Annotated in this window: 16 protein-coding genes; 10 read left to right on the top strand and 6 right to left on the bottom strand. The window is 67.5% G+C overall.

Features of this window, described 5'->3' with window-relative positions; all coding sequences use genetic code 11:
* The first annotated feature begins 128 nt into the window (after positions 1-128).
* Entirely contained in the window at positions 129-1,061 is a 933-nt protein-coding gene (locus tag CJ014_RS21935; RefSeq protein ID WP_100082641.1) for a ribose-phosphate pyrophosphokinase, read from the top strand.
* Between the two features lie 217 nt (positions 1,062-1,278).
* Here CJ014_RS21935 and CJ014_RS21930 read toward each other — a convergent pair whose 3' ends face one another.
* Positions 1,279-2,508 (bottom strand): AGE family epimerase/isomerase, encoded by a 1,230-nt coding sequence (locus tag CJ014_RS21930; protein ID WP_207765836.1) that lies wholly within the window; start codon positions 2,506-2,508, stop codon positions 1,279-1,281.
* Between the two features lie 423 nt (positions 2,509-2,931).
* Here CJ014_RS21930 and CJ014_RS21925 point away from each other — a divergent pair, with 423 nt between their 5' ends.
* From CJ014_RS21925 to CJ014_RS27915, 4 genes are all read left to right on the top strand, one after another.
* Positions 2,932-3,555 (top strand): 50S ribosomal protein L25/general stress protein Ctc, encoded by a 624-nt coding sequence (locus tag CJ014_RS21925; protein ID WP_100082639.1) that lies wholly within the window; start codon positions 2,932-2,934, stop codon positions 3,553-3,555.
* 75 nt (positions 3,556-3,630) lie between these two features.
* Positions 3,631-4,341: an aminoacyl-tRNA hydrolase gene (gene pth, locus CJ014_RS21920; protein WP_100082638.1), complete on the top strand. Its 711-nt coding sequence runs from the start codon at positions 3,631-3,633 to the stop codon at positions 4,339-4,341.
* 91 nt (positions 4,342-4,432) lie between these two features.
* Positions 4,433-5,527: a redox-regulated ATPase YchF gene (gene ychF / locus CJ014_RS21915; protein WP_100082637.1), complete on the top strand. Its 1,095-nt coding sequence runs from the start codon at positions 4,433-4,435 to the stop codon at positions 5,525-5,527.
* A gap of 241 nt (positions 5,528-5,768) precedes the next feature.
* Positions 5,769-5,942, top strand: a complete 174-nt coding sequence (locus CJ014_RS27915; RefSeq protein ID WP_165790943.1) for a hypothetical protein — start codon at positions 5,769-5,771, stop codon at positions 5,940-5,942.
* Positions 5,943-6,030: 88 nt separating this feature from the next.
* On the opposite strand, the gene fliJ is transcribed toward CJ014_RS27915, so the two are convergent.
* Positions 6,031-6,444, bottom strand: coding sequence for a flagellar export protein FliJ (fliJ, locus tag CJ014_RS21910; protein WP_100082636.1), 414 nt, complete (start codon positions 6,442-6,444; stop codon positions 6,031-6,033).
* 6 nt (positions 6,445-6,450) lie between these two features.
* Entirely contained in the window at positions 6,451-7,803 is a 1,353-nt protein-coding gene (gene fliI, locus CJ014_RS21905) for a flagellar protein export ATPase FliI (protein ID WP_100082635.1), read from the bottom strand.
* 401 nt (positions 7,804-8,204) lie between these two features.
* Here fliI and ctrA point away from each other — a divergent pair, with 401 nt between their 5' ends.
* Entirely contained in the window at positions 8,205-8,900 is a 696-nt protein-coding gene (gene ctrA, locus CJ014_RS21900) for a response regulator transcription factor CtrA (protein ID WP_100082634.1), read from the top strand.
* A gap of 355 nt (positions 8,901-9,255) precedes the next feature.
* Here the strand turns inward: ctrA and cutA are convergent, their stop codons facing one another.
* Positions 9,256-9,630, bottom strand: coding sequence for a divalent-cation tolerance protein CutA (cutA, locus tag CJ014_RS21895; RefSeq protein WP_100082633.1), 375 nt, complete (start codon positions 9,628-9,630; stop codon positions 9,256-9,258).
* A 211-nt stretch (positions 9,631-9,841) separates the two neighbouring features.
* Here cutA and CJ014_RS21890 point away from each other — a divergent pair, with 211 nt between their 5' ends.
* Both CJ014_RS21890 and CJ014_RS21885 read left to right on the top strand, forming a co-directional pair.
* A complete protein-coding gene (locus CJ014_RS21890; protein ID WP_100082632.1) occupies positions 9,842-10,627 on the top strand; it encodes an NAD kinase in 786 nt (261 codons plus the stop codon).
* A 75-nt stretch (positions 10,628-10,702) separates the two neighbouring features.
* Positions 10,703-11,245 carry a histidine kinase gene (locus tag CJ014_RS21885; protein ID WP_100082681.1) on the top strand — a complete coding sequence of 181 codons (543 nt, stop codon included), beginning with the start codon at positions 10,703-10,705 and terminating at the stop codon, positions 11,243-11,245.
* 47 nt (positions 11,246-11,292) lie between these two features.
* Here CJ014_RS21885 and CJ014_RS21880 read toward each other — a convergent pair whose 3' ends face one another.
* A complete protein-coding gene (locus CJ014_RS21880; RefSeq protein ID WP_100082631.1) occupies positions 11,293-12,777 on the bottom strand; it encodes a pyruvate kinase in 1,485 nt (494 codons plus the stop codon).
* A 256-nt stretch (positions 12,778-13,033) separates the two neighbouring features.
* Entirely contained in the window at positions 13,034-14,188 is a 1,155-nt protein-coding gene (locus tag CJ014_RS21875) for a DUF2336 domain-containing protein (protein ID WP_100082630.1), read from the bottom strand.
* Between the two features lie 169 nt (positions 14,189-14,357).
* Here CJ014_RS21875 and CJ014_RS21870 point away from each other — a divergent pair, with 169 nt between their 5' ends.
* Entirely contained in the window at positions 14,358-14,687 is a 330-nt protein-coding gene (locus CJ014_RS21870; RefSeq protein WP_100082629.1) for a type II toxin-antitoxin system PrlF family antitoxin, read from the top strand.
* Positions 14,678-15,166: a type II toxin-antitoxin system YhaV family toxin gene (locus tag CJ014_RS21865; RefSeq protein WP_425351950.1), complete on the top strand. Its 489-nt coding sequence runs from the start codon at positions 14,678-14,680 to the stop codon at positions 15,164-15,166. The genes CJ014_RS21870 and CJ014_RS21865 overlap by 10 nt, the downstream gene beginning before the upstream one ends.
* The last annotated feature ends 49 nt before the right edge of the window (positions 15,167-15,215 follow it).

Genomic DNA, 15,215 nt, shown 5'->3' with positions numbered 1-15,215 from the left:
GCAGCATTCGCGAGATCGCGTGTTTACGCGTCTCCATCGCGCTGCTAAAAGGCGCGCGAAACCAGCCAGCCGGTCGCCGCTCCCGTCTCTCATGGGGGCGGCGAGGTCTTTTCGCGAGGTCGACGTTCATGAAACTTGTCGCTGGAAACTCCAATCCGAAGCTGGCCGAGCAGGTCTCGGAATATCTCGACCGGCCGCTCACCAAGACCTCGGTCCGCCGCTTCGCCGACCAGGAGATTTTCGTCGAGATCCTCGAAAACGTGCGCGGCGAGGACGTGTTCGTCCTCCAGTCGACCAGCTACCCGGCCAACGACAACCTGATGGAGCTGTTGATCATCACCGACGCGCTCCGCCGCTCCTCGGCCAAGCGCATCACCGCCGTGCTGCCCTATTTCGGCTACGCCCGGCAGGACCGCCGCTCGCAGGGCCGCACGCCGATCTCGGCCAAGCTGGTCGCCAACCTGATCACCAACGCCGGCGTCGACCGCGTCCTCACCCTCGACCTGCACGCCGGCCAGATCCAGGGCTTCTTCGACATCCCCACCGACAACCTGTTCGCCGCGCCGGTGTTCGTGCGCGACATCAAGGAGCGCTACGTCACCGACAACGTGGTGATCGTGTCGCCCGACGTCGGCGGCGTGGTGCGCGCCCGGGCGCTGGCCAAGCGCATCGACGCGCCGCTGGCCATCGTCGACAAGCGCCGCGAGCGGCCGGGCGAATCCGAGGTGATGAACATCATCGGCGCCGTCGACGGCCGCGACTGCATCCTGGTCGACGACATCGTCGATTCCGGCGGCACGCTGTGCAACGCCGCCGACGCGCTGCTGCTGAAGGGCGCCAAGTCGGTCACCGCCTACGCGACGCACGGCGTGCTGACCGGTGGCGCCATCGCCCGCATCACCGCCTCGCAGCTCAAGGAAATGGTGTTCACCAACTCCATCCAGCCGACCGAGGACTTCGAGAACAGCCCCAAGCTCAGGTGGATCTCCATCGCCCCGCTGATCGGCGAAGCCATCTCGCGCACCGCCGCCGAGCAGTCGGTATCGAGCCTGTTCATCTGAGGATGATGGGCGCCGGGTTTTGGCGTCCGATATCCACGTCACGCATTTTCCGGCATGAGGTCCTGCGCCTTCGCGCAGGATGACAATCTATATATTTGTTTTCATTATATAATTCTGTCATCCCGCGCGAAGGCGCAGGACCTCGGGCAGAATGGGGCAATCGGCACATATAGGCGCCCGGCTCCCGAGTTTCCCACCCCGAAGTCCTCGACGCCGCTTACCCCTTGAGCCGCTCCAGCATCTCGAAGCAGGCGCGGCCGTTGTGATAGGGGCACTTCCACGGACCGGCGAGGCAGGCGTCGGGGTCCTCGGCCGCCGTATAGGGCCGGCCGTCCGGCTTGAGCTTGGCGTGCCATTCGCCATGTGCGCGATCGGTCAGCTTGTCGCGGATGAAGGCCCAGACGTCGCGCGCCGCGTCGCGGAACGCCGCGTCGCCGGTCATCTCGAAGGCATTCCGAAAGCCGACCAGCGCCTCCGCCTGCGGCCACCAGTGCTTGTCGGCGTCGATCAGCCGGCCGTCGCCGTGCGCCTCGTAATGCAGGCTGCCGTCGCGGTCGCGGCCCTCGGCGAGCGTCCGCTCGGCCATCAGGATGGCGGCCTCCCTGGCGCGGGCGATCAGCGCCGCGTCGCCCAGCACCTCGGCCGCCTCGACCAGCAGCCAACTGCCTTCGATGTCGTGGCCATAGGAGACGTGGTCGCCGAGCGGCCGCCAGTCCATGTCGAAGAACAGCCTGAAATGGCCGGCATCGACGATGCGGTCGAGCGTGACGGCGATCAGGTCGGCCTGCCGCGCCACCAGCGCCGGGTCGCGCCACACCCGGAGAAGGTTGGTATAGGCCTCCATGACGTGAAGATGGGTGTTCATCGACTTCGGGCTGTTGAGGTCCTTGTCGGAGAGGCGCATGTCGTCGAGCGGCCCCCAGGCCCGGCCAAGCGCCTCGATATAGCCGCCGCGCCCGCGGTCGGCGGCGTGCTTCTCGATCAGGTGGAACAGCTCGATCGCCAGCCGCAGGCTGTCGCGGTTGCCGGTGGCGCGGGCATATTCGGAGAAGGCGTAGATGGCGAAGGCCTGGGCGTAGATCTGCTTGCGGTCGGACAGCGGGCGCCCGTCGGCGTCGATGAGCCAGTAGAGGCCGCCATGTTCACCATCGACGAAACGCGTCCGGAGATCGTCGAAAGCCCAGTCGGCGGTGGCGCGGTAGCTTGCGCCGAGCACCCGCGTCGCCGTGGCGAAGGTCCAGAGGATGCGGGCGTTGACCACCGAGGCGCGCGGCGCTGTTTTGTCAACGATACCGTCGCAATTCGCGGCGCCGAAGAAGCCGCCGTTCGGATCGCGCATGCGCCCCTGCCAGAACGGCAGGATATTTTCGGTCAGTTCGCGACGGATCTCCTCGCGCATGCCCTCGTCGTCCGCCGTCATCGCCTGCCGCTCCTGTACACCGGACATTCCGGACCGGCCCCGCTGTCCTAAACGTTTTCATGCGGATTGCCAGACCGCAATGCCCCGAAGCCGCCCGGCAAGACGGGTGCGCCCTATATCCGCGTTGCGCCCTCTTCGGTCCGAGGTCCTACGCCTTCGCGTAGGATGACAGAATTATATATAAGAAACAAATACGTAGCCGCTCGCGGTGGTTCTTATAGATTGTCATCCTACGCGAAGGCGTAGGACCTCGGGCAGGATGGAGCGGGCGGCGGATATCGGGCTCCCCGTCGACACCGCAAGGTGCCATAAAATCCCCCGTTCCCTTGCCTTCCCCGGCCGTTTCCGCTATAGCGCCGGCATCCGCGCCGACCCCCCTGGAGGGAGCGCCGGATCGGTGTCGGCCGCGTGGCCGCCACTGCCAGTACTCCGATTAAGAAAGCACGAGAAATGGCTCAGACTTACGAGCTCGTCGCCTCGCTGCGCGACCGGGTGGGAAAGGGGTCCGCCCGCGCCCTGCGCCGTGAAGGCAAGACGCCCGCCGTCGTTTACGGCGACAAGCAGCCGCCGCTCTCCATCGCGGTGGACACCAAGGAAACCTTCCTCAAGCTGCACGCCGGCGGCTTCATGACCCACGTCGCCACCCTCAAGGTGGACGGCAAGGAGATCAAGGTCCTGCCGCGCGACTACCAGCTCGACCCGGTGACCGACACCCTCGTCCACGTCGACTTCATCCGCGTCTCCGACACCACCAAGGTGACGGTCAACGTGCCGGTGCACTTCGTCGGCCAGGACAAGTCGCCCGGCATCAAGCGCGGCGGCGTGCTGAACATCGCCGCCCACGAAGTGGCGCTGCTGGTTTCCGCCAATGCCATTCCCGAGCACCTGACGGCCGACGTCGGCGCCCTCGACATCGGCGACGCCGTGCACATCTCCGCCGTGACGCTGCCGGAAGGCGCGACGCTGGTCGACCATGGCGACTTCGCCGTCGCCACCATCGTCGGCTCCGCCGCCGCCACCTCGGAAGAGGCCGCCGACGCGGCTGCCGCTCCCGCCGAGGAGCCCAAGGCCTGATCGTTCCGGCCTTGTGATCGATGTTCGGGGTTCCGGTCGTGAGATCGGAACCCCTGATCTTTTCGGGAGAGGCGCGTGCTCATTCTGGTCGGTCTCGGCAATCCCGGCGCCAAATATGCGTCGAACCGCCACAACATCGGCTTCATGGCGGCCGACGTCATCCACACGCGCCATCGCTTTCCCGCCTGGCGGAAGAACTTCCAGGCCGAGGTGTCGGAAGGCGTGATCGACGGCGAGCGCGTGCTGCTGATGAAGCCGCAGACCTACATGAACGAGAGCGGCCGCTCGGTCGGCGAGGCGGTGCGCTTCCTGAAGCTCGCCCCGTCCGACGTCGTCGTCATCCATGACGAGCTCGACCTGCCGCCCGGCAAGCTCCGCATGAAGGTCGGCGGCGGCCACGGCGGCCACAACGGCCTGAGGTCCATCACCTCGCAGATCACCGACGGCTATCGCCGCATGCGCCTCGGCATCGGCCACCCCGGCGACAAGGCGCTGGTCCACGCCCACGTGCTCTCCGACTTCGCCAAGGCCGACCGCGACTGGCTGGTGCGCCTCCTCGATGCCATCGCCGACAACGCCGGCGAGCTGGTGAAGGGCGCCGACGCCACCTTCGCCAACCGCGTCCACGCCGTCACCGAGCCGAAGCCGCAGCGCAAGCCGAAGCCGGACGCGAAGACCGACAGCGGACCGGCCGCGCCCGCCGCCGCGGCCCCGGCCGAACCGCCGCCGAAGAACGCCATGGCGGCCATCCTCAAAAGCCTGCTCGCCCAGAAGACCAAGCGCTGACGAACCTCTCCGGACATTTTCCTTGACGGGCGGCGGCGCGCTTCCCTAACACCTCGGCCAACAGTTCGCTCCAGACGAAAGTCAGATCACCATGGGTTTCAAGTGCGGCATCGTCGGCCTGCCCAACGTCGGCAAGTCCACGCTCTTCAACGCGCTCACCAAGACCGCGGCCGCCCAGGCGGCCAACTATCCCTTCTGCACCATCGAGCCGAACACCGGCGAGGTGGCGGTGCCCGATCCGCGCCTGTCGGCGCTGGCCGAAAAGGCCAGATCGGCGCAGATCGTGCCGACCCGCATCACCTTCGTCGACATCGCCGGCCTGGTGCGCGGCGCCTCCAAGGGCGAGGGCCTCGGCAACCAGTTCCTCGGCAACATCCGCGAGGTCGACGCCATCGTCCACGTGCTCCGCTGCTTCGAGGACAGCGACATCACCCATGTCGAGGGCCGCATCGATCCGGTGAGCGACGCCGAGACGGTGGAAACCGAGCTGATGCTGTCCGACCTCGAAAGCCTGGAGCGGCGCGTCGTGCCGCTCCGCAAGCGCGCCCAGGGCGGCGACAAGGACATCAAGGAGCAGGTCGAATTGATGGACCTCGCCCTCGAGGAGCTGCGCAACGGCCGGCCGGCCCGCGTCGCCAGCATCCCCAAGGGCGCGGAAGCCGGCTTCGCGGCGCTCAACCTCCTGACCGCCAAGCCGGTGCTCTACGTCTGCAACGTCGAGGAAGCGGCGGCCGCCACCGGCAACAGCCAGTCGGCGCGCGTCTTCGAGATGGCCGAGAAGCAGGGCGCCAAGGCGGTGATCATCTCGGCGGCCATCGAGGCGGAGGTCGCCCAGCTCGACGACGCCGAGCAGAAGGAATTCCTCGAAACGCTCGGCCTCGAAGAGCCCGGCCTCGACCGGCTGATCCGCGCCGGCTACGACCTGCTCGGCCTGATCACCTATTTCACCGCCGGCCCCAAGGAGGCCCGCGCCTGGACGATCGTCAAGGGCACCAAGGCGCCGCAGGCGGCCGGCGTCATCCACACCGATTTCGAGCGCGGCTTCATCCGCGCCCAGACCATCGCCTTCGAGGACTACATCGCCTATGGCGAGGTGAAGGCCAAGGAGCTGGGCAAGGCGCGCGACGAAGGCAAGGACTACGTCGTCCAGGACGGCGACGTCATGCTGTTCAAGTTCAACACCTGACGTTCGGCGACCTCGACCCATTCTCGCCACATTTTTGACGCCGCCGTGGAACTTTCGCGGCGGCGTCGGCGTTTCCATTCAGTCCTCCGATTTGCGTTCCCGGCCGAAACACCGCGTTTACCAGCCGTTTACCGCGATGAACGCGAGATGAACGGCAGGTTCGGGGCTCGTTCAAGCCGGCGGGAATAGGGTGACATCATGGCGCGGAAGGGGCCGCGCCGCACAACAACGGCAGCATGCCATGGCCCGCAAGACCAAACTCCTGAGCTGGATCGCCGCCGCGCTGGTGGCGCTGACCACCGTGGTCGCCGCCCGCACCTTGCCCGACCGGCTGTGGCCGGGCGATTTCACCGTCACGGTCGAGATTTCGGCGACGGCCGGCGCCGGCGTCGCCACCAGTTGGCAGGCGCCCTGATCCTGCCAACAAAAGCGGCGGACATGCCTGGCATGCCCGCCCGAAATGGATCCGGAGCGATGACGGAACGGAACGCCGGCGGCGCGGATCAGCCGGCGTGATAGGAGCGGCGGGCCGCCACCTCGTCGAGCGCGTCCTGCTCGGCGACCTCCTGAGCGGTCTTCTCGCGCATCTGGTCGCGCTCTTCGAGAAGCTCGATCTTCTTCATCTCCTCGACCGCCTCGCTGAGCGCCGCCTGCGCCGCCTCGAGCTGCCCCCTGAGATCGTTGGCCGAGCCGATGAGATTGTCGCGCCGGCCCATCGCCGCCTTCGCGAAGGTCGGATAGGCGAAATGGGTGATGTCGGTAATGCCGCTGCGCTTCTGTTCGGCCAGGATCTGCTCGTCGAGCTCGGAGGCCATGCGCTCGAACTCGGCGATCATCATCTCGATCTGCATCACCTGCCGACGCTTCTCGTCGACCTGAAACCGCTTGAGTCGGATGAGACTGTTGCGAGATTTCATTTCAAATTACTCCCCGGAATGCGGGTATCGTAAACCGACAGTGCTTTCCAAAAGGTGAGCAAGATCGCGGTAACCGTCGTGACGGCAGGTGCATTCGCCTTTTCCCTGCGTCAAAAAGGCTTCCAGCGGACCGGAAACGTCGATCGACTGGTCGACTTCCGGGTTGCTGCCGCGCCGGTAGGCGCCGAGGCGGATCAGCTCCTCCATGTCGGCGAAGGTGGCCATCAGCCGCTTGGCGTCGCGGATCATCGGCCGGATCTCCTCCTCGACGCAGCCCGGCATGGTGCGCGACACCGTCTTCAGCACGTTGACCGCCGGATAGCGGCCGCGCTCGGCGATCGCCCGCTCCATGACGATATGGCCGTCGAGGATGCCGCGCACCGCGTCGGCCACCGGCTCGTTGTGATTGTCGCCGTCGACCAGCACGGTGAACAGGCCGGTGATGGTGCCGCCGCCCACCGGGCCGGGACCGGCGCGCTCCAGGAGGCGCGGCAGCTCGGCGAACACCGTCGGCGTATAGCCCTTGGAGGTCGGCGGCTCGCCGGCGGAGAGGCCGATCTCGCGCTGGGCCATGGCGAAGCGCGTCACCGAATCCATCAGGCAGAGCACGTCCTGCCCCTCGTCGCGGAAATGCTCGGCGACGGTCAGCGTCAGATAGGCGGCCTGCCGCCGCATCAGCGCCGTCTCGTCGGAGGTGGCGACCACCACCACCGAGCGGGCGAGCCCCTCCTCGCCGAGGTCGTCCTCGATGAACTCCTGCACCTCGCGGCCGCGCTCGCCGACCAGGCCGATCACCGACACGTCGCAGGCGGTGTAGCGGGCCAGCATGGACAGGAGAACCGACTTGCCGACGCCCGAGCCGGCGAAGATGCCCATGCGCTGGCCGCGGCAGCAGGTGGCGAAGGTGTTGAGCACGCGCACGCCGAGGTCGATCGGCTCGCCCACCCGCGCCCGCTCGGCCGCCTGCGGCGGCGAGGCGCGGAGCGGCATCTCGCGCGGGCCGAGCGGCAGCGGCCCCTTGCCGTCGATCGGCTCGCCGAAGGCGTTGACCACCCGGCCGAGCCAGCCTTCCGACGGCCGCACCGACGCCGACGAGGTGGCGATCGCCGCCTTGGCGCCGAGGCGCACGCCCTCCATCGAGGCGAACGGCAGGCAGAGCGCCTTGCCGTCGCGGAAGCCGACCACCTCGACGGCCACCCTGGCGCCGCCGAAGCCCGAGACCGACAGGCGGGCGCCGACGCTCATCTCCTCAACCGGGCCGGCCACCTCCACCAGCATGCCCTGCACGCTGGAAACGCGCCCGTAGATTTCCAGCGGACGGAGGGCGGCGATTTCGGCGGCGAGCCGGTCAAGCGTCATCGGCGGGGGTTCCGGACAAAAAGGTTTCCAAATTGATTCGCGCTCACCCCCTCAGTGTAACGCTTCGTTAAGGTCGGACGTTAATACTTTGCTTAAGAGTACGGCGGCGACCGACCGGGAGGCCCCGGGGTGTGGACAAGGAATCTTCGTGGAGTCGGCAGAATCGCTTAGGCAAATATCTTAATTTGCTGGATGAGGACAACCGAAGCCAATTTATCGTTGATTCTGAAGGACCTGCCCGACCTTTCGTAGGATTTTCGTCAAAGTGCTTGCGGCTGAGAATCATTGTTTGTTAACCATTCGGAACTAGCCTTGGATCCGATAGCCCATGTCCGGCGGAAGACCGGATGCGCTTCCGACAGAAGGTCGGGCCCGAGGCCCTAGAAAAAGGGGATAACGGAATGCGAGTTTTGCTGATCGAGGACGACAGCGCGACCGCACAGAGCATCGAGCTGATGCTGAAGTCCGAGAGCTTCAACGTCTATACGACGGACCTTGGCGAGGAAGGCATCGACCTCGGCAAGCTCTATGACTACGATATCATCCTGCTGGATCTCAACCTGCCGGACATGTCGGGCTATGAAGTGCTCCGGACGCTGCGCGTGTCCAAGGTCAAGACGCCGATCCTCATCCTGTCCGGCCTCGGCAACATCGAGGACAAGGTGCGCGGGCTGGGCTTCGGCGCCGACGACTACATGACCAAGCCGTTCCACAAGGACGAGCTGATCGCCCGCATCCATGCCATCGTCCGCCGCTCCAAGGGCCATGCCCAGTCGGTGATCGTCACCGGCGACCTCCTGGTCAACCTCGACACCAAGACCGTCGAGGTCAACGGCAACCGCGTGCATCTGACCGGCAAGGAATACCAGATGCTGGAGCTGCTTTCCCTCAGGAAGGGTACGACGCTCACCAAGGAGATGTTCCTCAACCATCTCTACGGCGGCATGGACGAGCCGGAACTGAAGATCATCGACGTGTTCATCTGCAAGCTCCGCAAGAAGCTGGCGAACGCCACCGATGGCCGCAACTATATCGAGACGGTCTGGGGCCGCGGCTACGTGCTGCGCGAGCCCGACGAGATCCAGGAAGCGGTCTGACCCGATCCGACCGAGCGGGCGGCGGCGCGTTTCACCCCTTTCGCGCCACGCTCGGCTTCGCCCCGGCTCACGCCGGGGTTTTTGTTTTCAGGCGACAGCCCCGGCGCGACGGCGGCGGAGCGCGTCGCTGCGATCGGACGTCCGGACAGGCGGAGTTTCGACGGCTCGTCGAAGAGGCGTGCCCTATATCGACCCCTTGCCATATCCTGCCTGAGGTCCTACGCCTGCGCGGAGGATGACAAATTATATATAGAAAACAAATATATAGGTTGTCATCCTCCGCGCAGGCGTAGGACCTCGGGCAGAAAGAGGCGCGAGGCAGGTATCGGGCGTTCCCGCACGAATGATCCCTGCCCTATTCGACCGGCTTGAAGCTCTTCGGCAGCGCCGTGCTGTCCTCGCCGCCGGTCTCCGCCCGGATCCAGGCGGCGACGCCGCGACCGGCGTCGGCGAGCGCCGTCACCTCGATGGCCGGCTGCTGGTAGGGATGGGTGGCGACGATCGCCGTGTAGAGCGATTCCACGAAGTCCTCGCGCGTCTTGAGGGTGAGCAGCACCTCGCTGTCCTCGCTGATCTCGCCCATCCAGCGATAGACGGTACGGACGCCCGGCACGATATTGGCGCAGGCGGCGAGGCGCCGCTCCACGGCGAGGCGGGCGATGGCGAGCGCCGTCGCCTCGTCCGGACAGGTGACGCTGACGATGCGCAGGTCGTCGACGGATTTCGACATGGGATCTCCCGCAGCTTCCGGAGGTGACCGGGCCGGCGAGAATCGCCACCGGCCCGGCACGTTTCCTTTTCCACGGGGCCATGCTAGATCATATCCCACGAAAGTGGACCCCCATTTGCGGCGGGCGCATCGTCCGGATGCCGGCTTGGCAGGGGGCGATGGCGGCCGGCCGGAGCCAGGAAACCGCTGGACGACTGACGCGACGGATCCGATGCCGCAAAACGGACGCCCTTCCTTCGAGCACCTTTCCTTCGTCGCCAGCGACACGGCCGAGGCCCGGGACGCCAGGGCGCGGCTCGTCGCCGCCTATGGCAACGTCGCCGCCGAGGACGCCGACGCCATCGTGGCGCTGGGCGGCGACGGTCTGATGCTGCAGACGCTGCATCGCTTCATCAATACCGACAAGCCGATCTACGGCCTCAACTGCGGCTCGGTCGGCTTCCTGATGAACGAGTTCCGCGTCGAGGGCCTCCGGGAGCGGCTCGCCGATTCGGTGGTCACCGCCCTGCACCCGCTGGCCATGGAGGCGACGACGGTGCTCGGCGACACCCACCTCGCCCACGCCTTCAACGAAGTGTCGCTGATGCGGCAGACCTATCAGGCGGCCAAGCTCAGGATCTCCATCGACGACAAGGTGCGGCTCGAGGAGATGGCCTGCGACGGCGTGCTGGTGTCGACGCCGGCCGGCTCGACCGCCTACAACCTGTCGGCCCACGGCCCCATCCTGCCGATCCACGTGCCGCTTCTGGCCGTCACGCCGATCAGCGCCTTCCGGCCGCGCGGCTGGCGCGGCGCCGTCATTCCCGACCGCTGCTCGATCGTCATCGACGTGCTCGAGCACGAGAAGCGGCCGGTTTCGGTGGCCGCCGACCATCAGGAGGTGCGCGACGTGCTGCGCGTCGCCATCAAGGCCGACGTGCGCCAGCGCAGCCTGATCCTGTTCGATCGCAACCATGGCTGGGAGGAGCGCGTCCTGACGGAGCAATTCCGGACCTGAAACGTTTCCTTAAGCGCCGCCGACGACAATTGGTTGTCGCGGCTCACCGCCGTGCAATCGACGGAACCATCGCCGATGACCAAACCCTCCGAAGCCACCGAATACATCGAGGCCAAGAACGACCTCCGCAAGAAGGTGCGGGAGATTCGCCGTCGCTCGCCGGCCGACGATCCGGTGAAGCGCGCCGAGGCGGCGCTGCAGATCCTGTCGACGCATTTCGACGACTGGATGCTCGACGAGGTCAGGACGATGTTCGCGACGCGCGACGCCTGGGTGGCCGCCGACTATCGCGAGGGCGAGGAGAAGCGCGCCTTCCACCGCGCCGTCCACGACATCAAGGGCCAGTCGACGACGCTGGGCTTTCCGCTGGCCACCCGCGTCGCCGGCAGCCTGTGCGCCCTGCTCGAACGCATCGCCGACCGGACGCTGACGCCGGTCGACCTCGTCAACCAGCACGTCGATTCCATCCGCGCCATCGTCCGCGAGCGCGCCAAGGACGAGCAGAACCGGGTCGGCTCGGCGCTGACGCAGACGCTGCTCGACGTGACGGAAGCCTATATCGCCCGTCACGGCCACGTCGACGAGGACGACGACGGCGTCATCATCCGCGACCTCTGAGAACCGTCCGGCAATTACGACCGCAAACGCTCGATCGCATCGGCGGCTCACCAGGATTTCAGCGCCCTGAGCGTCGGCGTCTTCTTGAAGATGTGTTCGTCCATGCGGGCCAGCAGGCCGTCGAGCACCTCGATCCCCTGGCAGACGGCCGGCCCCTTGTTGAGCATGACGCACTCGGCGCGGGCGGCCATCGCCGCGTCGGTCATCTCGGCCCGCGACGGCGTGCCCTGGCGGACCAGGTTCTCCAGGACCTGCGTCGCCCAGATCACCGGCACGGCCGCCGCCTCGCACACCCACAGGATTTCCTCCTGCATCTCGGCCAGGCGCTCGAAGCCGATCTCGGCGGCGAGGTCGCCGCGGGCGATCATCACCCCCAGCGGCCGCCGGCCGCTGGCCCGGGCGATCAGATCGGGCAGGTTGCGGATCGCCTCGGGCCGCTCGACCTTGGCGACCAGCCCGAGCGGACGCTGCCGCGCCCCCGCCGCCGACAGCGCCTCCTCCAGGAGATCGATGTCGTCGGGCCGGCTGACGAAGGAATAGCCGATCAGGTCGGCGCATTCGATCACCGTTATGAGATCCTGGTGGTCCTTGCTGGTCAGCGGCGACAGGCCGAGCGCCGTGTCGGGCAGGTTGAGGCCCTTCTGCGGCTTGATGCGCACGCCGCCGGTCTTGACCCGCCGCACCCGGATCAGCGCCTCCCCGCCGCCGCAGCTCTCCACCACCCCTTCGAGCTTGCCGTCGTCGTAGAGCAGCCGGTCGCCGACCGTCAGGCGGTTGACCATTTCGTCGAGCGACACGGAGGCCGCATAGGACGCCTCGCCGCAGAGGCGCGGCGCCCCGCTGGCGCACAGCCGGAGCGCGTCGCCCACCCCGAGGCGCGGACGGCCGTCCGCCGCCGCCACCTCCTCGGTGCGGATCTTGGGACCGGCGATGTCCATGAGAACGGCCATCGGGCGGCCGAGCGCCGCGCCGGCCGCCCGGACGTTGGCCGCCATGGCCCGCCAGGCGGCGGGATCGTCATGGGCGCAGTTGATGCGCGCCACGTCCATGCCGCAGCGGACGAGATCGTCGACGAAGCCCCGGTCGTCGGCCGCCGGGGTCGGCAGCGTCACCATGATCCGGCTGCGGCGATGGGCCGGCGCCGGCCCGAACAGCGCATCGGTGGCCGCCGCCAGGCGCGTCTCGCCGGCGAAGAACCGCGCCTCGTCGGGCGGCGGCGCCGGCGGCGGGCGCCCGGTCATGGCGGCCAGCGCCCAGAGCACGGCGTCGAGCGTCGGCAGGGTCCGGCTTTCCAGCCGGCCGAAGGACGACAGCCCGTGCCACATCAGCCGGCGCTGCATGGCGCGCAGGTCGCGGTGCCTGAGGCAGAGATAATGCGCCAGATTGGCGATGGACGGCGAGGCGGCGGCGCCGCCGAACCGCTCCAGCAGCGCCGCCGATTCGTCGACGATCCCGGTGCGCAGGGCCAGCACGTCGTCCATGAGCTTGCCGGTTTCGCCCTGCTCCGCCGGCGTCTGCGTCCAGCTTTCCATTGCCCCTCCCCGGCGAACGACCTCCTTGCCGCGTCGAAGAAGGCCCATCCGCTCCCGGCCAAGGTCGCCGCCATGTTCGCATCCGGCGGCGCCCCGCTCCGCCGCGCCGCCGATCGAGGAATATGTCGGGGCTTCGGCGAGCGTTTGCCATAGTCAGTATCCCCCAACGACGAAAGGCTTATGACCGTTCGATCCGGGCGGACAGGTCTCGGAAAATCGGCCAGGCGGGCAGGATGAGGGGCGCTTCCGGGCGCCCTCAGGCGGCGTTCCGCCGGTGTTCGCGCCGCGCCGCCATCATGTCGCGCGCCGCCGCGCGGGCGCTCTCGGCGGCGAGCCGCCGCAGCATGGCGAGAAGATCGTCCACCTCGCCGGGCGCGAATTCCTGGTAGCGGGTGAGGATGCGCTCGACCATCCGCCGGCCGAAGCGCGGCTCGTCGCCGTCGCGGCCGTCGTAGTCGAGCTCGCGCCAGACGTCGAGCGCGGCGAGGAAGGCGGCGTGGCTGCGCTCCGGCAGGCCGGCGCGGCCGAACAGCGCCCGGAGCGCCCCCGGCCGGCCGTCGATCAGCAGCGCGTAGACGCGGGTCGCCGGCAGGCCGGACAGCCGGGCGAGCGCCGCTTCGAGAAAGCGGATATGGCCCTCGCACATCGAGCGGATGAGCAGCGCCGTCGTCAGTTGCCCGGAGGCCCGGAGATGCTCGACCAGCGCGGCGAGCTCCGCCTCGCCGGCCGAGCCGGCAAGGAACACCGTCGCCTTGTCGCAGGCTTCGCGCAGCACGACGCCGGCCCGCTTGGGCGCGATCCAGGCGCGGCCGACCAGGAAGCGGCCGAGCTTCTCGCCGAGCGCCGAGATCAGCGACTGCCGCACGGCGAGCGGCAGATCGCGGCGGGCGAACAGCGCCTCGCGGATGTCGCCGTCGTCGCCCAGCCGGCCGGCGATCGCCGCGAAGGCCTCGCCGTCGAGATCGGCGCCGGGGTTGCCGAGCATGGCGAGCACGGCGTCGCGGTCGCCCTCGGCGGCGATGGCGTCGGCCACCTCGAAGGAAATCCAGGGGCGGCTGGCGATCGCCCTGGCGATCGACGGCGTGCCGAGCGCCACCGCCGCCGCGAGCTCGCTGTCGATCAGGCAGGGCGAGCGGCGGAAGATCGGCTCGGCGATGGCCGGCAGGTCCTGCGACAGCGCCACGATCAAATGGCGCGGCGCCGTCTCGTGGATCGACAGCGCCTCGGCCAGCGCCCGGCGCACGTCGGGCGACGGATCGTCGGACAGCAGCGTCAGCGTCGCCTCGATCATCTCGCGCGCGTCGCTTGCGAGGTCGCCGTGGACGTAGCTCCTGACCAGCGCCGGCACCGCCGAGGCCCGGGCCGGCGCCGGGGCCTTTTCCATCCAGTCGATGAGCCGAAAACGCCCCATGCTTCAAGTCCCGCCACGCAATTCCGCCGACGACGCGCCGCCGGCAACATCAACGGGATGTTCCCACGCCGACCCTTAAGGATTGGTTCACCATAACGCCGGTCTCCAGACCTCTTGACCAGGTAATGAAAATTCCCTACCTTTCCCGACCAAGCAAAGGAGATGAACCATGGCCGCGCCTGCCATCATCGAAAAGACCTGTGCGGTGACCCGGAAGGGACAAACCACTCTGCCGCTTGCCGTGCGGCAGCTCCTGGGGGTCGCCGAGGGCGGACAGATCGTCGTGCGCGCCGAGGGCCGCCGCGTCACCATCGAGCAGGTCGAGGCCGAGCACAGCGATCCGGCCATCGAGGCTTTCCTGCGCCTGATCGCCAACGACCTTGCCACCGAGCGCAACGTCGGCACGCTTTCCGACGATCTGCTCGAAAGCCTTCGGCACGCCCTCAAGGACGTCGAGGTCGACCTGAACGAACCGATCGAAGGTGACGTGTGCCTCTGATCGTCAACGGCTGGACGCTGCTTTTCCATGACATGATGCTCGGCCAGCTCAGAACGCTGGCCGACGCCTTCGACCGGGCGCGCACCGCCGACCCTACCGGCTTTCGTTCCAACGCCAACGTCCGCGTGTTCGCATCGGTCGCCAAACTGACCCTGCACGTCATCCCTCAGGAGCCCGGACACACGGACCACCGGATCGGCAACACCATGGGGCCGGACTACCGGCATTGGTCCCGAGCGAAATTCGGACAGCGATTCAGGCTGTTCTTCCGATACGACAGCGCCAGCAGGATCATCGTATACGCCTGGGTGAACGACGAGACCACCCTGAGAGCCAGGGGCAGCAAGTCGGACCCTTACGCAGTCTTCAAGGCCATGCTCGATCGGGGCAACCCACCGGATGCCTGGAAGGCGCTGCTGTCGGCGGCCACGGACCTGCCGGCCGAACTGCGGGACGTATTCCAGGACGCAAATCCATAGAGCATTTCGAGCGAGTGGATACCGGTTCGCGTTAAGATAATGGGTGCGT

Source organism: Pleomorphomonas carboxyditropha (genome assembly GCF_002770725.1).
Classification (GTDB): Bacteria; Pseudomonadota; Alphaproteobacteria; order Rhizobiales; family Pleomorphomonadaceae; genus Pleomorphomonas; species Pleomorphomonas carboxyditropha.
Note: the sequence above shows the minus strand (reverse complement) of the source record. Positions and strands in the feature narration are given on the sequence as shown.